Annotated in this window: 19 protein-coding genes; 10 read left to right on the plus strand and 9 right to left on the minus strand. The window is 68.6% G+C overall.

Annotated features, from left to right (window positions below):
* Positions 1 to 192 precede the first annotated feature (192 nt).
* On the plus strand, positions 193 to 1,659 hold the full coding sequence (locus tag NGR01S_RS14390) for a hypothetical protein (protein WP_063036960.1): 1,467 nt from the start codon (positions 193 to 195) through the stop codon (positions 1,657 to 1,659).
* A 3-nt stretch (positions 1,660 to 1,662) separates the two neighbouring features.
* Here the strand turns inward: NGR01S_RS14390 and pgi are convergent, their stop codons facing one another.
* A complete protein-coding gene (pgi, locus tag NGR01S_RS14395; RefSeq protein ID WP_063036962.1) occupies positions 1,663 to 3,300 on the minus strand; it encodes a glucose-6-phosphate isomerase in 1,638 nt (545 codons plus the stop codon).
* 501 nt (positions 3,301 to 3,801) lie between these two features.
* Here pgi and NGR01S_RS14400 point away from each other — a divergent pair.
* A complete protein-coding gene (locus NGR01S_RS14400; protein WP_063036964.1) occupies positions 3,802 to 5,256 on the plus strand; it encodes an NAD-dependent succinate-semialdehyde dehydrogenase in 1,455 nt (484 codons plus the stop codon).
* Between the two features lie 92 nt (positions 5,257 to 5,348).
* Here the strand turns inward: NGR01S_RS14400 and NGR01S_RS14405 are convergent, their stop codons facing one another.
* Positions 5,349 to 5,660: a chorismate mutase gene (locus NGR01S_RS14405; RefSeq protein ID WP_063036966.1), complete on the minus strand. Its 312-nt coding sequence runs from the start codon at positions 5,658 to 5,660 to the stop codon at positions 5,349 to 5,351.
* 333 nt (positions 5,661 to 5,993) lie between these two features.
* Between NGR01S_RS14405 and pcrA the strand changes: the two genes are divergently transcribed.
* Both pcrA and NGR01S_RS14415 read left to right on the plus strand, forming a co-directional pair.
* Complete coding sequence (gene pcrA / locus NGR01S_RS14410) at positions 5,994 to 8,693, plus strand: DNA helicase PcrA (protein WP_245664597.1); 2,700 nt, start codon at positions 5,994 to 5,996, stop codon at positions 8,691 to 8,693.
* 38 nt (positions 8,694 to 8,731) lie between these two features.
* Positions 8,732 to 9,157, plus strand: a complete 426-nt coding sequence (locus NGR01S_RS14415; RefSeq protein ID WP_063036968.1) for a hypothetical protein — start codon at positions 8,732 to 8,734, stop codon at positions 9,155 to 9,157.
* A gap of 57 nt (positions 9,158 to 9,214) precedes the next feature.
* Here the strand turns inward: NGR01S_RS14415 and NGR01S_RS14420 are convergent, their stop codons facing one another.
* Positions 9,215 to 10,492, minus strand: a complete 1,278-nt coding sequence (locus tag NGR01S_RS14420) for a M23 family metallopeptidase (RefSeq protein ID WP_084480997.1) — start codon at positions 10,490 to 10,492, stop codon at positions 9,215 to 9,217.
* 608 nt (positions 10,493 to 11,100) lie between these two features.
* On the opposite strand from NGR01S_RS14420, the gene sucC reads away from it, so the two are divergent.
* The 6 genes from sucC to purH all read left to right on the plus strand — a co-directional run bounded on the left by sucC (position 11,101) and on the right by purH (position 18,364).
* Entirely contained in the window at positions 11,101 to 12,264 is a 1,164-nt protein-coding gene (sucC, locus tag NGR01S_RS14425; RefSeq protein ID WP_063036970.1) for an ADP-forming succinate--CoA ligase subunit beta, read from the plus strand.
* A 42-nt stretch (positions 12,265 to 12,306) separates the two neighbouring features.
* The gene (gene sucD / locus NGR01S_RS14430; RefSeq protein WP_063036972.1) at positions 12,307 to 13,221 is read left to right on the plus strand and encodes a succinate--CoA ligase subunit alpha; all 915 of its coding nucleotides are present in this window, start codon (positions 12,307 to 12,309) and stop codon (positions 13,219 to 13,221) included.
* Between the two features lie 221 nt (positions 13,222 to 13,442).
* Positions 13,443 to 14,372, plus strand: a complete 930-nt coding sequence (locus NGR01S_RS14435) for a DUF5336 domain-containing protein (protein ID WP_063036974.1) — start codon at positions 13,443 to 13,445, stop codon at positions 14,370 to 14,372.
* A gap of 67 nt (positions 14,373 to 14,439) precedes the next feature.
* Positions 14,440 to 16,017, plus strand: coding sequence for a cell division protein PerM (locus NGR01S_RS14440; RefSeq protein WP_063036976.1), 1,578 nt, complete (start codon positions 14,440 to 14,442; stop codon positions 16,015 to 16,017).
* A gap of 140 nt (positions 16,018 to 16,157) precedes the next feature.
* Entirely contained in the window at positions 16,158 to 16,805 is a 648-nt protein-coding gene (gene purN / locus NGR01S_RS14445) for a phosphoribosylglycinamide formyltransferase (protein ID WP_063037481.1), read from the plus strand.
* Positions 16,802 to 18,364 (plus strand): bifunctional phosphoribosylaminoimidazolecarboxamide formyltransferase/IMP cyclohydrolase, encoded by a 1,563-nt coding sequence (gene purH / locus NGR01S_RS14450; RefSeq protein ID WP_063036978.1) that lies wholly within the window; start codon positions 16,802 to 16,804, stop codon positions 18,362 to 18,364. Before purN ends, purH begins: the two co-directional genes overlap by 4 nt.
* Positions 18,365 to 18,840: 476 nt before the next feature.
* Here purH and NGR01S_RS14460 read toward each other — a convergent pair whose 3' ends face one another.
* The 6 genes from NGR01S_RS14460 to rpmB all read right to left on the minus strand — a co-directional run bounded on the left by NGR01S_RS14460 (position 18,841) and on the right by rpmB (position 20,870).
* Positions 18,841 to 19,119, minus strand: coding sequence for a hypothetical protein (locus tag NGR01S_RS14460; protein ID WP_063036982.1), 279 nt, complete (start codon positions 19,117 to 19,119; stop codon positions 18,841 to 18,843).
* A gap of 167 nt (positions 19,120 to 19,286) precedes the next feature.
* The gene (locus tag NGR01S_RS14465; RefSeq protein ID WP_063036984.1) at positions 19,287 to 19,751 is read right to left on the minus strand and encodes a hypothetical protein; all 465 of its coding nucleotides are present in this window, start codon (positions 19,749 to 19,751) and stop codon (positions 19,287 to 19,289) included.
* Between the two features lie 113 nt (positions 19,752 to 19,864).
* The gene (rpsR, locus tag NGR01S_RS14470; protein ID WP_030522354.1) at positions 19,865 to 20,119 is read right to left on the minus strand and encodes a 30S ribosomal protein S18; all 255 of its coding nucleotides are present in this window, start codon (positions 20,117 to 20,119) and stop codon (positions 19,865 to 19,867) included.
* A gap of 30 nt (positions 20,120 to 20,149) precedes the next feature.
* On the minus strand, positions 20,150 to 20,455 hold the full coding sequence (rpsN, locus tag NGR01S_RS14475; RefSeq protein ID WP_063036986.1) for a 30S ribosomal protein S14: 306 nt from the start codon (positions 20,453 to 20,455) through the stop codon (positions 20,150 to 20,152).
* Positions 20,455 to 20,625 carry a 50S ribosomal protein L33 gene (rpmG, locus tag NGR01S_RS14480; RefSeq protein ID WP_030522352.1) on the minus strand — a complete coding sequence of 57 codons (171 nt, stop codon included), beginning with the start codon at positions 20,623 to 20,625 and terminating at the stop codon, positions 20,455 to 20,457. The genes rpsN and rpmG overlap by 1 nt, the downstream gene beginning before the upstream one ends.
* Before the next feature lie 8 nt (positions 20,626 to 20,633).
* Positions 20,634 to 20,870, minus strand: a complete 237-nt coding sequence (gene rpmB / locus NGR01S_RS14485) for a 50S ribosomal protein L28 (RefSeq protein ID WP_030522351.1) — start codon at positions 20,868 to 20,870, stop codon at positions 20,634 to 20,636.
* Between the last annotated feature and the right edge of the window lie 101 nt (positions 20,871 to 20,971).

Below are 20,971 nucleotides of genomic sequence, written 5' to 3' on the forward strand. Positions count from 1 at the left end.
AGCCACGGCGCCGCCGAGATATTCCACATCGCCGACGCCCTCTCCGCGACCCACGGCCGTCCGCGCCACCAGGCTCCGCCTCGACGAACGAGGGGTGGTGATCGGGCCGGTCACGTGCCGGCCTCGGCTGGATACCGGCGGCGGATGCGGTGCCGTGCGCGGCGTCCCGGAAACAACGGTTAACCTGTGCGGATGCGCCGCTTGAGCGTTGTCGACGAAATCTTCCTGCGCACCCATCAGGGGCTCGGCACCCCGATCGCGCTCCAGGGCCTGTGGCGCACCGCGGGGGCGGTGGAACCCGAAGTTCTCGCACAACTGCACGGGGCATTACGCAGCGGGCCGCTCGCCCGCCGGGTGATCCGGCCCCGGGTCCCGGGCGCTCGGGCGCGGTGGCAGCGCAACGATCGCGCTCATCGGCTCGACCGGCACCATACGGCACTCATGCCCGCCGAGATCCCGTACTGGGCCGACGCGTGTGGTGCCGACCTGGATCCCGAACACGGCCCGGGCTGGCGGCTGTCGGCGGCGCCACTTACCGACGGGGGCACGATCGTGGCCCTCACCTGCTCCCATGTGCTCGCCGATGCCCGGGGGCTGATCCTCGCGGTGGAACAAGCACTCGAGGCGGTGAATCCGGTTCGCGCGGTGGATATCCCGCGAGCCCGGCCGGGGACGGAGCCGGGCGGCGAGGTCGGGGGCGGTTCGGATTCGGACTGGCTCGATGCGGCGCGTATCTGGGCGACGGTGGGGCTTGGTGGTGTGCGGGCCGCCGCGGCCCGGATACCGCGTGGAATCCGAGGGCCCGGAACCGGCAGATCGGCCGCCGGACGTCCACGGGTAGCGCCCGGGGCCGGAGGTATTCCACGTACCGCGCACGCCCCGGCCCGCCTCGTCGCCGGGCCGGGGCTCGACCGCTCGGCTCGAGCCGAGCGACCTGCCGGGTACGCCGCGCGCGCAGCGGAACTCGAACCCGTCGGTCCGTCCGGACCTGCCGAAATCTCCATCCACGCCCCGCTGAACGAACCCGCGCTGATCTTCCGCTGCCCGGCGGCGGCCTGGGCGGCGGTCGCCGCGAAATATGGAGGTACAGCCAACAGCCTGTTCATCTGGCTCGTCGCGAACACGCTGTGGGCCGCTGGTTTTCCCGGTGCCGAGATCGCGGCGAGCCTGCCCGTGGACACCCGGGAGGAACCCGGGATCGACAATGATCTGGCGGTGACCGAGATCACGGTGGCCGCGGGGGATGGTCCGGCCGAGATCCGCGCGAAGAGCCGGTCGGCCTACGAGCGGCGGATGACCAGCCCCGGGGGACTACCGGAGGAGTTCCTCTACCTGGTGCCCGACAAAGTGGCTCATCTGCTGTCCCGGGGAGCGGGAGAACGCGACATCCTGTGCTCGAATATCGGCGCGATCCCGTCGGCGCTGTCCACCCTCGGGCCGTACGAGTGCACCGGTATCGCCACCCGGGCCGTTCATCCCGGCCTCGACTACGCGCGGCGGCCGCGCACCCGGCTGTCCGGCTACCTGTGCCGATTCGGGGACGACCACGTTCTGACCGTCGCGAGTCTCTACCCGGAACAGGTGGCCGATGCGGCCGCACTGCACCGGCTGGTCACCGCGACCGCCGCGCGGGTGGATCTGCCGATCCAGCCGTGGTGAGCGTCAGCGGTTGGTGCGGTACCAGCGGATCAGCGCGTCCGTGGACGAATCGTCCTGCGGTGCGGGTTCTTCCGGATCGGTGAGCAGTGGCGCCAATGCGAGGGCCTGCTGTTTGCCCAGCTCCACACCCCACTGGTCGAAGCTGTCGATCCCCCAGATCACACCCGCCACGAACACCTGGTGCTCGTACAGCGCGATCAGCTGGCCCAGCACCGCGGGGGTGAGCCGGGGCGCGAGGATCGTGGTGCTGGGCCGGTTTCCGGGCATTACCTTGTGCGGTACCAATTCCGGCGGTGTGCCCTCGGCGGCGATCTCCTCGGCGGTCTTCCCGAAGGCCAGCACCTTGGTCTGCGCGAACAGATTGCTCATCAGGATGTCGTGCATACTGCCGGTGCCGTCGCGGGTGGGCAGATCGTCGGTCGGCTGGGCGAAACCGATGAAATCGGCGGGAATCAACCGGGTGCCCTGGTGCAGGAGCTGGTAGAAGGCATGCTGACCGTTGGTGCCGGGTTCGCCCCAGAAGATCTCGCCGGTGGTGGTGGTGACCGGGGTACCGTCCGCTCGCACCGATTTACCGTTCGACTCCATCGTGAGCTGCTGCAGATAGGCCGGGAAGCGGGCGAGATCGTTGGAGTACGGCAGCACCGCGCGCGACTGCGCGCCGAAGAAGTTCGCGTACCACACGCCGAGCAGAGCCAGCAGGGCCGGCGCGTTCTCCGCCAGCGGCGCCGTGGCGAAATGGCGGTCCATATCGTGCATACCGGCGAGGAATTCGGCGAACCTGGCCGGACCGATCGTCACCATGACCGACAGGCCGATGGCCGAATCCACCGAATACCGGCCGCCGACCCAATCCCAGAAGCCGAACATATTGTCGGTGTCGATACCGAACTCGGCGACCCGCCCGGCGTGTGTGGACACCGCGACGAAATGTTTCGCTACGGCGTCCGGGCCGAGGGCGTCGACCAGCCAGCGACGCGCGGCGGTGGCGTTGGTCAGCGTCTCCAGGGTCGAGAAGGTTTTGGAGGCCACGATGAACAGGGTGGTCGCCGGATCCAGATCCGTCAGTGTGGCCACCAGATCGGCGGGATCGACATTGGAGACGAACCGCGCACCGATACCGGCGTCCGCGTAATGACGCAGCGCCTGATGCACCATCACGGGGCCGAGATCCGAACCGCCGATACCGATGTTCACCACCGTGCGGATGCGCTCACCGGTCGCACCGCGCCAGTCGCCCGAACGTACCGAGTCGGCGAAGGCACCCATCCGGTCGAGTACCTCGTGTACGGCGGCGACCGCGTCCGCGCCGTCGATGGTGAGGGAACTGCCCTTCGGCAACCGCAGGGCGGTATGACCCACCGCCCGGTCCTCGGACGTGTTGATGTGTTCACCACGCAGCATCCGGTCGCGCTGCGTCTCCACACCCGCTTCCCGGGCGAGTTCCACCAGCAATTGCAGGGTCTCCCGGGTGATGCGATGCTTGCTGTAGTCGATTCGCAGCTCACCCGCGGTCAGCGTGAGATCCCGGCCGCGCGGCGGATCTTCGGCGAACAGATCCCTCAGTTGTAGGGCGGCGATCGCAGTGTGGTGATCGCGCAATTTCTGCCATGCCGCCGATGCGGTTATGTCGACGCTCACACTGGCCGAGCGTACAACCCACGGGCCCCGGACGCAGGCGCGGCCGGGGCCCGTGGCGGGTCCCGGCCGCCGGACGAAGGCGAACGAAGGTGGTTGCCCACCGGTAACTCCGGCGGGTCGGGTGCAGCTCTCAGGTGTCTTTCATCCGATCTGGATGGGGTCTGCGTTCGTGGTCGGGGCCCGCCCCTGGCTCCGGAGCGACAGAGCGAAGGAGCGAAGCGATTGAGCGTGTGCAGTCGACAGTCCAGAGGCCGGTGACCAGTGAGCACTTATCGAGTCGTGCGCCTCCCCAGGCCGGTCGAGGCCGGCACGCACCTTCCGCCTATTCCGGATGGTCTACCTCAATGGTCGGGACCGCCCCGGGTTCTGGACCGACGGAGCGAAAGAGCGCAGCGACTGAGCGGAGCAGGAAGAATCGGGGTTACCGGGCCTCGACCCGCCCCGCCGGAGGCGGAGCAATAGACACTGTTTTCTGCTGGTTCCGCGCATAGGCTGGCCGGTATGGCATCGGAAACCGAAGTACTCGCATCCGTCCCGAAGCAACTGTGGATCGGCGGACCCGTCGACGCCACCGGCGGGGGCACCTTCGCGGTGCACAACCCGGCGAACCGCGAGGTGCTGGCCGAGGTGGCGGACGGGACTCCGGAGGACGCCGTGCGGGCCCTGGACGCCGCGGTCGCGGTTCAGGCGGACTGGGCCGCGACCCCGGCCCGCGAGCGCGGGGAGATCCTGCGGGCGGTCTTCGAACGCATCACCGCGCGCGCCGAGGAATTCGCCCTGCTGATGACCCTGGAGATGGGCAAGGCTCTGCCGGAGAGCCGTAACGAGGTCCGCTACGGGGCCGAGTTCTTCCGCTGGTTCGGCGAGGAGGCCGCGCGTATCCACGGCCGCTATCTGCACGCACCCTCGGGCACCGGCCGCATCCTGGTGCACAAGCAGCCGGTCGGTCCCTGTCTGGCGATCACGCCGTGGAACTTCCCGCTCGCGATGGGTACCCGCAAGATCGGCCCCGCGCTGGCGGCGGGCTGCACCATGATCGTGAAACCGGCCTCGGCGACCCCGCTCACCATGCTGCTGCTGGCGAAGTTGTGCTCCGAGGCCGGTCTGCCCGACGGCGTGCTGTCGGTGATCACCTCCCGCCGATCCGGCGCGGTGACCCAGCCGCTGCTCGACGATCCCCGGTTGCGCAAGCTCACTTTCACCGGATCCACCGAGGTCGGTCGCACCCTCGTCGAGAAATCCGCGTCCGGCCTGCTGCGCACGTCGATGGAACTCGGCGGGAACGCGCCGTTCGTGGTGTTCGACGACGCCGATATCGATGCGGCCGTCGAAGGGGCCCTGCTGGCCAAACTGCGCAACGGCGGTGAGGCGTGCACCGCGGCCAACCGGTTCCACGTGCAGCGCGCGGTGGTCGAGGAGTTCACCGATAAGTTCGTGGCGGCGGTCAACGCACAGGTCCGGCTGGGCCCGGGTACCGATCCGGACACCACCCTCGGCCCCCTGGTCAGCGAGGATCAATTGAACACCGTCGCCGAACTGGTCGACGACGCGGTCGGTGCGGGCGCGTCGGTCCGCGTCGGCGGGAAAGCTCCGAGCGGTCCGGGCTGGTTCTATCCGGCGACCGTGCTCACCGATATCCCCGCGGGGGCGCGGATCCTCCGCGAGGAGGTTTTCGGCCCGGTGGCGCCGATCGTCGCCTTCGACACCGAGGAAGAGGGGCTGGCCGCCGCCAACAACACCGAGTTCGGGCTGGTGAGCTACATCTACACCCGGGATCTCGACCGGGCGCTGCGGGTGGCCGAGGGGCTGGAGAGCGGAATGGTGGGGGTGAACCGCGGGGTGATCTCGGACCCGGCGGCCCCGTTCGGCGGCGTCAAGGCGTCCGGTTTCGGCCGGGAAGGCGGTACCGAGGGGATCGAGGAATACCTGTCGACCAAGTACATCGCCATGACGTGACAGACAGTACGAACCGCCCTGGGGCGTGGTCACCCGGGGCGGTTCGTGAGGTTGCGGCGGTCTGTGGGCCGCCGCGTCGGTTTCTGTGGGGCCTAGCGGCCCAGACGTCCGCGTCCGAGACGCAGCAGCAGCATCGCCAGGGTGTGACCTTCCTGACCGAGTTCGCTGAAGCGCTCCAGCACTTTCATCTCCCGGCTGTGCACCAGGCGGGTGCCCCCGGAAGCCATCCGGGTCTGGCCGATGATCCGCGAGACCTCTGATCGGCGCTTGATGGCCGCAAGGATCTCCGCATCGAGCCGGTCGATCTCCTTACGGAGCTTCTCGATCTCGGCTTCGGTCCGAGGGAGCTCCGAGTCCGTGTCGGTAGTCGAACCCGACCCGGTCGCCGTAGCGGGTGTGCTCATTTCTCATCTCCTCGTGTCAGAACCTGGATCGGCGCCGAGGCGCGTCGTATTACCGATCCAGAGCTCTTCCACCGCGTGAAAAAGACCCGGCGGGTCTGGTAGTGCCGTTCCCCCGTCCCGTCGGGCCTCAGGTGCCCGGTCTGCGGCCCAGCTGTCCACACAACCGGCGCGGATGTTTCGCTGAAGGGCAAACCATATTGCCAGTTTGCCACGGCAACCGATGTATGCAAAACGCTCACTGGTGGGGACACCGACCCACCGGGTGGTCCCGTCGGCGACGAATTCGGCCGAGTGTTCGATCGTGTCGGGTCGCGGCGGTAGCGTGAACAGACGATGGACACCACCGCGGCAGCACTTCGTTCGGATTCGCACAATTCCCGTGCCACCACCTCCGCCGCCGGCTCGCCGGAGCCCGGCCCGGCGCCGGAGGCCGCGGCTCTGCCCGGCCTGGAGCTATCCGGTGCCGACCGGCGTGCGGCGGCGCCCGGCGGCCTGGCCGCGCTCCGGCAGCGGGTGCAGGCCGAGCAGGCGCAGCAGCGCACCGATACCGCGCAGCGCCGGGCCGAGGAGGCCGAGCAGCTGCTGGAGGGCCTCAACCCGCAGCAGCGCGCTGCTGTACTGCATACCGGCTCGCCGCTGCTGATCGTGGCCGGCGCGGGTTCGGGCAAGACCGCGGTGCTGACCCGCCGCATCGCCTACCTGCTGGCCGCGCGCGGGGCAACCCCCGGGCAGATCCTGGCCATCACCTTCACCAACAAGGCCGCCGCCGAGATGCGCGAGCGGGTCATCGGCCTGGTGGGCCCGCGCGCCGCGAGCATGTGGGTGTCGACCTTCCACTCGAGTTGTGTGCGGATCCTGCGCACCCAGTCGGCCCTGCTGGCCGGGCTGAACTCGAACTTCTCCATCTACGACGCCGATGATTCCCGGCGGCTGCTCACCATGATCGGCCGGGATCTGGAACTGGACGCCAAGAAGTACACCCCGCGGCTGCTCGCGACCGCCATCTCGAACCTGAAGAACGAACTCGTCGGCCCGGAACAGGCGAGTAGCGACGCGGAATTCGAGGATGCCGAGCTGCCGCGCGTGGTCGCCCGGGTCTATACCGAATACCAGCGGCGGTTGCGCACGGCCAACGCGCTGGATTTCGACGACCTCATCGGCGAGACGGTCGCCCTGCTGCAACGGCATCCCGAGGTCGCCGAGTACTACCGCCGCCGCTTCCGGCACGTCCTGGTGGACGAATACCAGGACACCAACCACGCCCAGTACGTGCTGGTGCGGGAACTGGTCGGGCATCACACCGCGGGGTCCGGCCCGGCCGGCGAAGCCGCCGATACCGACGCCGGCGCGGCGGCCGCCGCATCCGGCAGCGAGGCCCCGGAACCGGACGCGCGTACGGTGCCGCCCAGCGAACTCTGCGTGGTCGGGGACGCGGATCAGTCCATCTACGCCTTCCGCGGCGCCACCATCCGCAATATCGAGGAATTCGAGCGCGATTTCCCCGACGCCGAGACCATTCTGCTGGAACAGAACTATCGGTCCACGCAGAACATCCTGTCCGCGGCCAACTCGGTGATCGCTCGCAACAGCAACCGCCGCGACAAGCGGCTGTGGACCGATGCCGGTGAGGGCGAACTCATCACCGGCTACGTCGCCGACAACGAACACGACGAGGCGGCCTTCGTCGCGCGGGAGATCGACCGGCTGGTGGACGACGGTGAGGCCGCCTACTCCGATATCGCGGTGTTCTACCGCACCAACAACAACTCCCGGGCCCTGGAGGAGATCTTCATCCGGATGGGCCTGCCCTACAAGGTGGTCGGCGGGGTCCGGTTCTACGAGCGCAAAGAGGTCCGCGATATCGTCGCCTACCTGCGCGTCCTGGAGAACCCGGAGGATGCGGTGAGCCTGCGCCGGATTCTCAACACCCCGCGGCGCGGTATCGGGGATCGGGCCGAGGCCTGTGTGGCCGTGCACGCCGAACAGCGCGGTATCGGCTTCGCCGAAGCGCTGCGCGATGCCGCCGCCGGTGAGGTCGCGCTGCTGAACACCCGGGCACGCAATGCCATCGCCGGATTCGTCGCGCTGCTCGAGCAGATCCGGGCCGCCGGTGAGATGGACGAGGTCGATTTCCCCGATGTGGGCGCGGTGGTCGAGGCGGTATTGGATCGCACCGGTTACCGGGCGGAACTGGAGGCCTCCGACGATCCGCAGGACGGTGCCCGGTTGGACAACCTGAACGAACTCGTCAGCGTCGCCCGAGAGTTCAGCTCCGAGGCGCGGAACGCGCTCGAGGCCGCCCGCGCCGAGGGCCTGGTACCGGAAACCGGTGAGGGCGAACCCGAACCCGGTTCGCTGGCCGCCTTCCTGGAACGGGTATCACTGGTGGCCGATGCCGACCAGATCCCCGAGGAGGGTTCGGGCATGGTCACCATGATGACCCTGCACACCGCCAAGGGCCTGGAGTTCCCGGTGGTCTTCGTGACCGGCTGGGAGGACGGCCAGTTCCCGCATCTGCGGGCCCTCGGCGACCCTGCCGAACTGGCCGAGGAACGCCGGCTGGCCTATGTGGGGATCACCCGGGCCCGGCGCCGCCTGTATCTCACCCGCGCGGTGGTCCGCTCGGCGTGGGGGCAGCCGGTGTTCAACCCGGAGTCCCGGTTCTTGCAGGAGGTCCCGGACCATCTGATCGATTGGAAGCGGCTGGAACCCAAACGGCCGTCGGCTCCGGCACAGTACGGCCGTCGCCGTGGTGCCGAGTCGAGCGATGAGGACTGGACCGGTGGCCGGCCGCAGTCGCGGGAGCCGCGGCCCGGTATCCGGGAGACCCGCCGGGCGCGGCCCGGCGTATCCCGCAACAATGTCGGCCTGGTGCTGGCGGTCGGCGACCGGGTCAGCGACGACAAGTACGGTCTCGGCCGAGTGGTCGCCGCGGACGGGGTCGGCGATATGGCCAGTGTGACGATCGATTTCGGGACCAGCGGCACCATCCGGCTCATTCCCAAGTTCAGCCAGACCTTGACCAAGCTGTAGCGCCCCCGCGGGGCTCGGACGCGCGGTAGGTTCCGATCATGGAGCCTGTCGTGCAGCACCTGATGTGGTTCGTGCCGATGCTCTGGCTCGGCATGGTGCTGGCCATCTCGTTCCTGGAGGCGCCGCTGAAATTCCGTGCGCCCGGGGTCACCACCGAACTCGGGCTGGCGATCGGACGGTTGGTGTTCCGGGCCCTGAACACCGTGGAGGTCGTGCTGGCGGCGGTACTGCTGGTGGCGGCCGTCGTGCTGGCGCCCGCCGGGGCGGTGCGGGTGTGGCTCGCGATTGCGGTGGTGATCCTGGTGGTACAGCTGGCCGCGGTGCGTCCGCCGCTGTCACGTCGCTCGGGCCGGGTGCTCGCGGGGGAGAAGTTGCCGCGTTCGACGGCGCACTACTGGTACATCGGGCTGGAGATCGCCAAGGTGATTGCGCTGATCGGGCTGGCGGTCACCGCCGCACCGTGAAAACGACCGCGGCCGGGTGCTCCGAGGATCGTGGCACCCGGCGGTCGGCGGGATCGGTCAGTCGCCGTTGCCGGTGAGGCTGATCCCCCGGGTGGCCAACCACGGCACCGGATCGATCTTGTCGCTGCCGTTGAGCCACACTTCGAAGTGGCAGTGCGGGCCCGTGGAGAAACCACGGTTGCCCACGGTAGCGATCTGGTCGCCGGCGAACACGTATTCGCCCACTCCGACGGTGGTGGTATCCACGTGTCCGTATACGGTGATGGTGCCATCGGCGTGCAGCAGCCGCACCCACATACCGAAACCCGAGGCCGGCCCGGCATCGATGACCTCACCGTCGGCCACCGCGTAGATGGGGGTGCCGATCGGCGCGGCCACGTCGATTCCGAGATGCTGGACACCCCAGCGGGCGCCGAATCCGGATGTGTACGCGCCATTGGCGAATTTCGCGAACAGTGGGCGGAATTTGGCTTCTTCGGCCTGGGCCAGATCCTCCGCGAATTGGGCGCCGTTGGCCAGCATCTCGCCGAAGCGGCTGGTGTCGACCGGAAGGTTCCCGCCGAGCATCTGTGGCGACGCGGTACTGGATACGGCGGCGGCCGGATCCTCGGTCGCCATCGACTGGGCGGCGATCTCGTGGACCGACCCGGCGGCCTCGTAATCGGTGGCCTGCTGGGCGTGTTTCTGATCGGTGGGTTCGGCGGTGGCGCACTGTCCGGCGGCCACCACCGCGCCCGCGGCCACCGCGACGACCGCGGCGCGGCCCTTGAGCGCGGACGGCGGGGCAGCTACCCGATGTGCGCCCCGGGAGCGGGACCGGCGTGTTTCTTCGGGCGTTTCGTCGGCGACCGGCGCGTTCTCCAGCGCCTCGGCGATCGTGGTGGGTGCGGCGTAGTGATCGGAAGCCGCTCGGCCACCGGGCGCGTAGGGCGCGGGTTCGGGCCAGGATTGCGCGGGCGCGTCGGACCACGACTGTGCCTCGGTCCAGCTCTGGTGGGTGTTCCAGTTCGGATCGCTGTGCCAGACGGGCTTGTCGTTCTGCTGCCACCCGCCCTGCTGCCAGTTGTCCTGTGCCTGCTGCTCGCCACCGGACCAGCTGTCGGCCCGGGAATCGGCCCAACCCTGGTTGGTCGTCCAGAAGTCGTCGGCGGCGGTGCGGTGGGCATCGGCGGCGGCCGAGGCGGCAGCGGTATTGAGCGGGCGCCTGCGGGACCGGTTGTCACCGGGTACGCCGAATGCGTTGAACGACTGGGTCGCTTCGGCCGGCTGCGCGTTCTCGTGCCGGCGCCGGGCGCGACCGTCGGGATGGGCGTCGAGGGTGCCGCGGTGGTTCATCGGCCGGTTCGCATCCGACTGGCACCGGGCTTCCGGGCGGCGGTGAAGGGATGCACTGCCGGAAAGGCTGCTGCCGAACGGCTCTGCGACTGCGGAGCGGGGTGCTGCGTCAAGCTGCCGTCCTCTCTAAACCTGCTCAGGGAGCAACATCACGGAGATCTCTACTCGCGGTACAACCGGGTGCGCAAGCATCCACGCTGTGCAACGTTTGTGATCGGCCTGTGACATCGACCGGCTTCGACGGTAACGAAACGATTGCGACGCGGCAAGCGGTAGGACCTTTTCAAACGTTACTGTGATATTGATCACGTTTCCTTTGTGGGCGTGGCTCACGGTCGGACGCTCTGTCCTGTGGTGGTGCGGCCGCGATCGCCCTCGTCGCACGGGCGGTCGCCGCGCACCGCCTGCGGCCCACCGGAAAGCTACTCGCCGGTAGCCTTGGCCTGCGGCTTTGCCCTCCCCGCCGGAAGGCTCGTGACCTGCGCCACTTAGGATGAACGTGCCCGATCGGGCGTGCCTGTGAGTGGTTAGAGTCCGAACGACCCGCTACCGACGTCGGGCCGCCAACAAAGACGTTGTCATAGCAACGCAGACGAGACGGTGAGTACATGGATCTCTTCGAATATCAGGCGAAGGAGCTCTTCGTAAAGCACGGGGTGCCTTCGTCGGAAGGTCGCGTGACCGACACTGCCGAGGACGCCCGCGCCATCGCCGCGGAAATCGGCAAACCGGTGATGATCAAGTCCCAGGTGAAGGTCGGCGGCCGCGGCAAAGCCGGTGGCGTGAAGTACGCGGCCACCCCGGACGATGCGTTCACCCACGGGCAGAACATCCTCGGCCTGGACATCAAGGGGCACATCACCAAGAAGATCCTGGTCGCCGAGGCGAAGGACATCGCCGAGGAGTACTACATCTCCTTCCTGCTCGACCGCACCAACCGCACCTACCTGGCCATGTGCTCGGTCGAGGGCGGTATGGAGATCGAAGAGGTCGCCGCCACCAAGCCCGACCGGCTGGCCAAGATCCCGGTCGACGCGGTCAAGGGTGTCGATCTCGCGTTCGCCCGCTCGATCGCCGAACAGGGTCACCTGCCCGCCGACGTGCTGGACGCCGCCGCGGTGACCATCCAGAAGCTGTGGGAGGTCTTCGTCAACGAGGACGCCACCCTGGTCGAGGTCAACCCGCTGGTGCGTACCCCGGACAACGAGATCCTGGCGCTCGACGGCAAAGTCACTCTGGACGAGAACGCCGAGTTCCGGCACGCGGACCACGCGGAGTTCGCGGACAAGGACGCGACCGATCCGCTGGAGCTGAAGGCCAAGGAGAACGACCTCAACTACGTCAAACTCGACGGTGCGGTCGGCATCATCGGCAACGGTGCCGGTCTGGTTATGTCCACCCTGGACGTCGTCGCCTACGCGGGCGAGAAGCACAGCGGTGTCAAGCCGGCCAACTTCCTCGATATCGGTGGCGGCGCGTCCGCCGAGGTCATGGCCAACGGGCTCGACGTCATTCTGAACGATGCCCAGGTGAAGAGCGTTTTCGTGAACGTCTTCGGTGGTATCACCGCGTGCGACGCGGTCGCCAATGGCATCGTCAAGGCCCTCGAGATCCTGGGCGACGAAGCGAATAAGCCGCTGGTGGTCCGCCTGGACGGGAACCGGGTGGAAGAGGGTCGCAAGATCCTCGCCGAGGCCGCGCATCCGCTGGTGACGCTGGCACAGACCATGGACGAAGGCGCCGACAAGGCCGCCGAACTCGCGGCCCGCTGAGTCGACCTACCAGGGCACGCCCAGTAAAGGACACACAGAACTATGTCTATTTTCCTCAACAAGGATTCGAAGGTCATCGTCCAGGGCATCACCGGCGGCGAGGGCACCAAGCACACCGCGCTGATGCTCAAGGCCGGTACCCAGGTCGTCGGCGGTGTGAACGCGCGTAAGGCGGGCACCACCGTCTCGCACACCGACGCCGACGGCAACGCCGTCGAACTGCCCGTTTTCGCCACCGTGGCCGATGCCATGGAGAAGACCGGCGCGGACGTCTCCATCGCGTTCGTTCCGCCGAAGTTCTCCAAGGACGCCATCATCGAGGCCATCGACGCGGAGATCCCGCTGCTCGTGGTGATCACCGAGGGCATCCCGGTGCAGGACACCGCCTACGCGTGGGCCTACAACGTGGAGAAGGGCGCCAAGACCCGGATCATCGGCCCCAACTGCCCCGGCATCATCACCCCGGGCGAATCGCTGGTCGGTATCACCCCGGCCAACATCACCGGTAAGGGCCCGATCGGCCTGGTGTCCAAGTCCGGCACCCTGACCTACCAGATGATGTACGAGCTGCGCGACTTCGGTTTCTCGACCTCCATCGGTATCGGCGGCGACCCGGTCATCGGCACCACCCACATCGACGCCATCGAGGCGTTCGAGAAGGACCCGGAGACGAAGCTGATCGTGATGATCGGTGAGATCGGCGGCGACGCCGAGGAGCGGGCCGCGGCCTACATCCAGGCCAATGTCACCAAGCCGGTCGTCGGCTATGTGGCCGGTTTCACCGCCCCCGAGGGCAAGACCATGGGCCACGCGGGCGCCATCGTCTCCGGCTCCTCGGGTACCGCGCAGGCCAAGAAGGACGCGCTGGAGGCCGCCGGGGTGAAGGTCGGCAAGACGCCGTCCGAGACCGCCGCGCTGGCGCGCGAGATCCTGGAGAAGGCGGCCGTCTCCGCCTGATCCGGTAGCAGCACCGAACTCCGGGAGGCCGTCCGCATCGCGCGGACGGCCTCCGTGGTTTGCCGCGTACCAAGCGGGAATACGGTGCGTGGACGGTATCGGTGGCGTGGTCGAGCCGTCCATGGCCGAATCCTTCGGTGATGACCTGTGCGCGCGCGTGCAGTAGCGTCAAAGAGAATTCAGCCGTCAAGTACGTATTACTCGACCTAGGAGATGACGACATGTCATACCCGACCGGGGGCTCCGGGTACAACGCACCCGTTCCGCCCTCTGTTCCGCCCAATCCAGGCCAGCAGGCGGCCGGTGGTGGGAGTGCCGCTGGGGCCGGCGGGAAAGGACTGCCGTTCTTCCTCACCATCGGGGTGGCCGCGGTGGGCGTGCTCGCCTTCCTGCTCGGCTTCCTGTCCTATGTGGGCGCCGATACCGATATGGATCTGCCGTCCTCGGCCGATACCAGCCTGAACCTGTTCGAATACCAGGAAGCCACGATCGGTGGACTGCTGCTGATCGCCGCGATACTCGCGGGCCTGTCGCTGCTGCCCAAGCAGGACTGGGTCGGCGCGGCGGCCGCGGTGGCCGGCGGCACCTTCGTCACCATCCTGTTCCAGCTGTTCAGCCTGCCCGATGGCGCGAAGGCCGAGATCGGGCTCTACCTGATCCTGGTGCTGGCGCTGGTGCAGACCGGTCTCGCGGTGGCGGTCGTGCTGTTCGACGCCGGAATCCTCACCCCGCCGGCCGCCCGTCCGGCGGCGCAGACCGGATTCCCCGGCGGTCAGCAGGGTTACGGCCAGCAGCAGTACCAGGCCCAGCAGCAGGGTTACGGCCAGCAGCCGGGCTACGGCCAGCAGTACAGCAGCGGTCAGCAGCCGCAGCCGGGCTACGGTCAGCAGCAGGCGGCCTACGGGCAGCAGCCGGGCTACCCTCAGCAGCAACAACAGCAGCAGGGTTATGGCCAGCAGCCGCAGCAGTCGCCGTACGCCGGTGGCCAGCAGCAGCCTTCGCCCTACGGTCAGCAGCAGCCGACCTACGGGCAGCAGCCGCAGCAGCCGCAGCAGCCGGGCCAGCAGGCTCAGCCGTTCGGTGGTGAACAGCCCGCCGATCCGGCCGCCGACGCCACCCGCGCGTTCCGGCAGTCCGACGACCAGAAGTGAGTACCGGCAGCACCCGGCGCGGCGCGCCTGAAGCGTCCGCGCCGGGGCGGCTGCCACTCTGAAATCCATGAGTTCCCCGCGTACCTCGTCGAACCACCCGCTCCGGGGGGCACGCAGGAGTTCGACGCGTTCCGGCGACGAGCCGGGTTTTCTCTCGCTACCGCCCGATCACGCGCGGGTGCTTCTTTTCGTAGCTTTCCGGCCCGCGGCCTTCGCCCTGGCGGTCGTCGTGGTCACCATGCTGGTGACCCTCTTCACCGCGGGCAGCGATCTCACCGGTCTCAGCGGCGCGGTGGCAGCCGGCTGGCTCGCCGTGCACCAGGTACCGCTGCTCATCGGCAGTACGACGGTGGGCCTGCTACCGGTGCTACCGACCGCGCTGCTGCTGTGGGCCGCGGCCCGGGAAGCCGTCGCCGCAACCGATACCGAACCCACCCGGGCCGAACTCGGCTGGTTGTGCGGTGCCGCCATGGGTGGTCCGCTGCTGATCACCGCGGTATGCCTGGCGGTCACCGAGGACGCGTCGGGATCCATTGCCCTGCAACGTCCCAACCCGCTGACCGCGTTCGGCTGGGTGCTGCTCCTGCATCTGACCGCCGTACTGTGCGGTATCGCGTTCCGTTGCCGGGAACGCCTTTTCGAGGGTCTGCCCTATGACGTGATCGCCGCTGCGTACGTGGCGGCCCGCGCCGTATCGCGCCTGCTGGCCGCCGCGGCGGTACTGCTGGTGCTGGGCCTGCTGCTGCACTGGTCGCGGGTCGGTGAGACCTACGGGGCCGCGGAGGGGATCGTGGACGTGCTCGGGCTCACCCTGCTCTCGCTGCTGTATCTGCCGAACGCCGCGGTGGCCGCGGTCGGGGTGCTGGTGGGCCCGGGAGTCGAGTTCGGTGCTGCGTCGGTCGGAGTGTTCACCGTGGTCGGTGGACCGATTCCCGCGGTACCGGTGCTCGCCGCCGTACCGGCGGGCCCGGCCGTGCTGTGGTGGGCCGTGCTGCTGCTCGTACCGGCGGCCGTGGGTGTGTACGGGGGTGTGGAATCGGCCCGGGTGAGCTACGACCGTCCCGGCGCGCCCTGGGCGCTGCTCGCCGCGGCCGGGCTCGGGAGCGCGGCGCTCACCGCGCTGGCCGCGCTGTCCGGGGGAGAGCTGGGGAACTTCGGGCGCCTCGGCCTCGAGCTTCCGGTGTTCGCTCTGGCGGTGTTCGCCTGGCTGGCGATTCCCGGCTACGCCGGTCTGCTGTTCGCGCGCACCTTCGTCGTCTCCTTCCCCACACCGCTGATGCGGCATCCCGACGCGCTGTTCGACCCGGACGATATCGACTACGACGAGGACTATTACCCCGACGAGCAGGAGAGCGCCCGGGGCCCGGCGGACCGCGCGCTGCCCGAGCGGCGGCTCCCGGAGCTGCCGGCCGATTCCGCCACCGATCCGAGAGCCCGCTATGCGGGTCTGCTCGATCGGCCGCCCGCCGAGTCGCCGGGGCCCGAGCAGCCGCTGGAAGTCGAGGCCGAGGTGGTCGAGGACCAGCCGCGCGGATCCACCGCGGGGGCCGTCGCCGCCGCGGAGGCGGCACCCGAGATCGTGGATGCCGAAGTGGTCGAACCGGACGCTCTCGACGGGGACGACGGAGACGGTCGCCGGAGCTGACCACGTCCGGTCCGGGCCGCGGCTCACTGCCGCCGCAGGCGGGCCGGACCGCGTCTACTAGGCTCTATCCGTGCCGCGGGTTCGTTCCCGCCGGCGGGTGGACCCCGCCCGCCGTTCCTTCGAACTCCAGGAGTAGAGCCCTGACCGCCCCGGAACCCACCGATTCCACCCCGGCCGGCCTGGTCGTACTCGCCTCGGGGACCGGGTCACTGTTGCGCGCGTTGCTCGACGCCGCGGCCGATCCCGGCTATCCGGCACGGATCCACGCGGTGGGCGTCGACCGGGAGTGCGCTGCCGTCGAACACGCGACGGCGGCTGGCGTACCCACCTTCCGGGTGGCGGTCGGCGATCACGCCGATCGCGGGGCCTGGGATGTGGCGCTCACCGAGGCGGTGGCCGGATACTCGCCCGACCTGGTGGTCTGCGCGGGTTTCATGAAGCTGCTGGGCCCGGTGTTCCTGGATCGTTTCGGCGGCCGGATCATCAACACCCATCCGGCCCTGCTGCCCGCTTTCCCCGGTGCGCACGGGGTGCGGGACGCACTGGCCTACGGGGTCCGGATCACCGGGACCACCGTGCACCTGGTGGATGCCGGCGTGGATACCGGCCCGATCCTGGCCCAGGAGCCCGTCCGGGTCGATCCGGCCGACGACGAGGCCGAATTGCACGAGCGCATCAAAGTTGTGGAGCGACGGTTGCTGGTGGAGGTTGTCGCCGCCGTCGCGACCCGCGGAATTGTCTCCGATGGACGAAAGGCAGTTATCCCTGATGAGCGAGTTCTCCGGTGAGTGAACGCACGCCGATCCGCCGGGCGCTGGTGAGCGTCTACGACAAGACCGGGCTCGTGGAGCTGGCGACCGCGCTGCACGCGGCCGGGGTGGAGCTGGTGTCCACCGGGTCGACCGCGGCACGGATCGCGGACGCCGGCGTCCCGGTGACCGCGGTCGAGGAGCTGACCGGGTTCCCGGAAACCCTGGACGGCCGGGTCAAGACCCTGCATCCGCGGGTACACGCGGGCATTCTGGCCGATACCCGCAAGGCCGAACACCTCGAACAGCTCTCCGGACTGGGTATCGAGACCTTCCAGCTGGTGGTGGTGAACCTCTACCCGTTCAGCGAGACCGTCGCGAGCGGAGCCGGCCCGGACGAATGTGTCGAACAGATCGATATCGGCGGACCGTCGATGGTGCGCGCCGCGGCCAAGAACCATCCGTCGGTCGCCGTGGTGGTGAACACCGGCGACTACGAGGAGGTCCGCAAGGCCGTCGCCGACGGCGGGTTCACGCTGTCGGAGCGGATCGCGCTGGCCGCCAAGGCTTTCCAGCACACCGCGAGCTATGACGTCGCCGTGGCGAACTGGATGGCGTCGACGCTGGTCGATAGCCCGGCCGGGGAAGACGGGTTCCCGTCCTGGATCGGCGCCGTATGGGACCGTGCGGCCGTGCTGCGCTACGGCGAGAACCCGCATCAGCGGGCCGCGCTGTACACCGACGGTGACGGCGGGCTCGGCCTGGCACGGGCGCGGCAGTTGCACGGCAAGGAGATGTCGTACAACAACTACACCGACGCCGATGCCGCCCGCCGTGCCGCCTACGACCACGAGGCGCCCGCGGTGGCGATCATCAAACACGCCAACCCCTGCGGTATCGCGACCGGCGCGGATATCGCCGAGGCGCATCGCAAAGCGCACGCCTGCGATCCGGTGAGCGCCTACGGCGGCGTCATCGCGACCAACCGTGAGGTTTCGGTGGCGATGGCCCAGCAGGTGGCCGAGATCTTCACCGAGGTGATCGTGGCGCCCTCCTACGCCGACGGTGCCATCGAGGTGTTACAGCGCAAGAAGAACATCCGCATCCTGATCGCCGAAGCGCCGGCACCCACGGGTGCCGAACACCGGCCGGTGAGTGGCGGGCTGCTGCTCCAGGAGCGCGATGTGATCGACGCCGACGGCGACGATCCGGCGAACTGGACCCTCGCGGCCGGCGAGGCCGCGGACGCGGCGACGCTCGCCGATCTCGAATTCGCCTGGCGCGCCTGTCGAGCCGTGAAATCCAACGCCATCCTGCTGGCCCACGACGGTGCGTCGGTAGGTGTCGGTATGGGGCAGGTCAACCGGGTCGATTCGGTACGGCTCGCCGTCCAGCGGGCCGGTGATCGCGCCGCGGGTTCGGTGGCGGCCTCGGACGCGTTCTTCCCGTTCCCCGACGGGCCGCAACTATTGCTGGAAGCCGGTATCCGGGCGATCGTCCAGCCGGGCGGTTCGGTGCGCGACCAGGACACTATCGACGCGGCGCGGGCGGCCGGGGTGACCATGTACTTCACCGGGTCCCGTCACTTCGCCCACTGAGCTGGGCCGACGCGGCAACGCCTGTGGCCCTCCGATCCATAGCGATCGAAGGGCCACAGGCTGCCACGCCGGGGCGATGGCTTGTCGATCGAGCGTCCGCCCGAAACCGGTCAGCGGAGCGTATTCAGCAATTCGTGGTACCCGGGACGCAAGCCGACAGGGTTGCGAGCTCGGTGAGCGCCGAACCGGTGGGCACTCCGGCGACTTCCTTGTGTGCCGTATCCGGGACGGATACCCCAACAGGGGCGGCGGGTTCGAGTGGCAGGCCGGTCCCGGCGATGGCCGTTCCGGTGCCGGCCGATACATTGACGATCGCGGCAGCCGCGATGGCAATCGCGCCCGCGATCAATGCACTCCGTATATCCACTATTTTTCTTTTCGGTCGATCGTTGTCGTGAGCGGTCGGCGGGGGTACAACCATGTAGTTGTACCCGGCCCGAGCCGGAGACCGTTAGGGGGCGTATCCCCCAAGGAGATCACAAGGGAGGGGGGAGGTTGCCGCCGAGGAGGGCTGCGAGGCCGGTGATGAGGGTGCCGAGCACCTGTGCCGAACCAGTGGAGATCGGGCCGCTCAACGACGAGCCGCTGGGTTGGTGACCAACGCCGGACCCACTGGAGTCACCCTGCACCATGCGCGGTGCGGCGGGTGCGGCGGCTTCGAGCGGTAGTCCGGCCGCGGCCGCGGTGCCGGCACCGGCGACCGAGCCGGCTGCGATCGCCAGCGCGGCGATACCACCGATGAGAGTTTTCTGCATATCCGTGTTCCTCTTCTGTGGTTCTGGGCACGACCGGTGGCCGTGCGAGAAGCACGCTATGGCACACTCCGGCTGCAGTTGAGCCGCGAGTTCCTCTGCCCATGTTTTTGGGGGCACGGAATATGTTGCGCTGCGGGCCTCTCCGGGACGACGGATTCGTGACCCCGTCAAACAGCGCTGAGCACTTGCCGGTCGCCCAGCGGGACGTCCAGCTGGATCTCCAGCGTGCCGAAAACGGCCATCATCACGCACATCTTGTCGACGGCGTCGGCGCGGCTGCCGCTGCGGAGTTCGATGGTGACCGCGCGGTCGTCCGCGGTGGTGGTGACGTCCACGCCGTAGCATTCGGGCACGCCGGTCTCGAAATGGATCGCGATCCGGTCCTCGGCCATCTTCGTCCACGAGGTGAAGGGGACGGGATGGGCGCCGACAATCGAGGGGTCCGCGGTGAAGAGGTGCCCGGGGTCGGCCGCGGGATCCTCGGTGGGCGTGGCGGGCGTACTCGCCGGGGCGGGTACGGAGGTCGGGGAGGGGCCGGGCTCCGGATCGGCGGCGCCGTCGCCACCGCAGGCCGAGACCGCGAGGACGACGCCGAGAGCCAGGATTGCCGTACATCCCCGCAGTGTGATCATGCCCACCACTGTAGTGGGCACCGGCATCCGCGCTGCCCGGCCGTGGAGGCGACAGCCGAACGCCCGGCGCCGCGTGGTGCGGGGCCGGGCGTCCGGGAGGGATTCGGGTCGTGTCAGCGGCTGGTGAAGGGGAGCAGGGCCATTTCGCGCGCGTTCTTCACCGCGACGGCGACCTGGCGTTGCTGCTGCGGGGTCAGCCCGGTGACCCGGCGGCTGCGGATCTTGCCCCGATCGGAGATGAAGGTGCGCAGCAGATTCACATCCTTGTAGTCGACCGTCTCGATACCCGCGGCGATCAGCGGGTTCTTCTTGGGCCGGCGAGCCTGTTCGGCGCGGACCTTCTTCGACGGGCCTCGTTTGACTGCCATATGACCGGTTCCTAACTCACGATCGGTGGGTTACCAGCTCGATTTGTGCACACCGGGCAACTCTCCCCGATGCGCCATCTCGCGCACACGCACACGCGAAAGGCCGAACTTCCGGAGATAACCGCGCGGTCGCCCGTCGGCGGTGTCCCGATTGCGCAATCGTACCGGACTGGCGTCGCGGGGCAGTCGGCGCAGGGCCGCCAGGGCGGTCAGGCGCTCGTCTTCGGGTGTGGAGGGTTTACGGATCAGTTCTTTGAGCTCGGCCCGCCGTTCGGCGTAGCGGGCCACGACGGCGCGGCGCTGCCGGTCACGGGCGATCTTGGACTTCTTGGCCATCAGCGCTCCTCCCGGAAGTCGACGTGCCGGCGGACCACGGGGTCGTATTTCCGCAGGACCATGCGGTCGGGGTCGTTCCGGCGGTTCTTACGGGTGACGTAGGTGTATCCGGTGCCCGCGGTGGAGCGGAGTTTGATCACCGGACGAATATCGGTCGATTTCGATGCCATCGGTGCGCTCAGATCCGCGTTCCGCGGGCGCGGAGACGGGCCACCACCGCTTCGATCCCGTCGCGGTCGATGGTCTTGATGCCCTTGGCCGACACATCGAGGGTGATCCGGCGGCCCTCGCTGGGCAGGTAGTAGGTCTTGCGCTGGATATTGGGATCCCAGCGCCGGCTGGTGCGTTTGTGCGAATGCGAGACGGCCTTGCCGAATCCGGGTTTGCGACCGGTGACCTGACAGTGCGCCGACATGGGACTCCCTCCGACGTGAACGATGATGACAATCGTTTTCGACAACGATGGGTCCAGACTGTAGCGTGTGCCCGGTCGTAATTGAAAATCATTACCGAAAG

The organism is Nocardia grenadensis NBRC 108939, from assembly GCF_001613445.1.
Taxonomy (GTDB): domain Bacteria; phylum Actinomycetota; class Actinomycetes; order Mycobacteriales; family Mycobacteriaceae; genus Nocardia; species Nocardia grenadensis.

Excerpts from the sequence above, each read along its gene's own strand:
- rpmB (WP_030522351.1), bottom strand. The coding sequence starts at position 20,870 with ATGTCGGCGCACTGTCAGGTCACCGGTCGCAAACCCGGATTCGGCAAG.
- NGR01S_RS14415 (WP_063036968.1), top strand. The coding sequence starts at position 8,732 with ATGGAGCCTGTCGTGCAGCACCTGATGTGGTTCGTGCCGATGCTCTGG.
- NGR01S_RS14405 (WP_063036966.1), bottom strand. The coding sequence starts at position 5,660 with ATGAGCACACCCGCTACGGCGACCGGGTCGGGTTCGACTACCGACACG.
- rpsR (WP_030522354.1), bottom strand. The coding sequence starts at position 20,119 with ATGGCAGTCAAACGAGGCCCGTCGAAGAAGGTCCGCGCCGAACAGGCT.
- NGR01S_RS14420 (WP_084480997.1), bottom strand. The coding sequence starts at position 10,492 with ATGAACCACCGCGGCACCCTCGACGCCCATCCCGACGGTCGCGCCCGG.
- NGR01S_RS14400 (WP_063036964.1), top strand. The coding sequence starts at position 3,802 with ATGGCATCGGAAACCGAAGTACTCGCATCCGTCCCGAAGCAACTGTGG.
- sucD (WP_063036972.1), top strand. The coding sequence starts at position 12,307 with ATGTCTATTTTCCTCAACAAGGATTCGAAGGTCATCGTCCAGGGCATC.
- rpsN (WP_063036986.1), bottom strand. The coding sequence starts at position 20,455 with ATGGCCAAGAAGTCCAAGATCGCCCGTGACCGGCAGCGCCGCGCCGTC.
- rpmG (WP_030522352.1), bottom strand. The coding sequence starts at position 20,625 with ATGGCATCGAAATCGACCGATATTCGTCCGGTGATCAAACTCCGCTCC.
- sucC (WP_063036970.1), top strand. The coding sequence starts at position 11,101 with ATGGATCTCTTCGAATATCAGGCGAAGGAGCTCTTCGTAAAGCACGGG.
- pcrA (WP_245664597.1), top strand. The coding sequence starts at position 5,994 with ATGGACACCACCGCGGCAGCACTTCGTTCGGATTCGCACAATTCCCGT.
- NGR01S_RS14390 (WP_063036960.1), top strand. The coding sequence starts at position 193 with ATGCGCCGCTTGAGCGTTGTCGACGAAATCTTCCTGCGCACCCATCAG.
- NGR01S_RS14440 (WP_063036976.1), top strand. The coding sequence starts at position 14,440 with ATGAGTTCCCCGCGTACCTCGTCGAACCACCCGCTCCGGGGGGCACGC.
- NGR01S_RS14465 (WP_063036984.1), bottom strand. The coding sequence starts at position 19,751 with ATGATCACACTGCGGGGATGTACGGCAATCCTGGCTCTCGGCGTCGTC.
- NGR01S_RS14435 (WP_063036974.1), top strand. The coding sequence starts at position 13,443 with ATGTCATACCCGACCGGGGGCTCCGGGTACAACGCACCCGTTCCGCCC.
- NGR01S_RS14460 (WP_063036982.1), bottom strand. The coding sequence starts at position 19,119 with ATGCAGAAAACTCTCATCGGTGGTATCGCCGCGCTGGCGATCGCAGCC.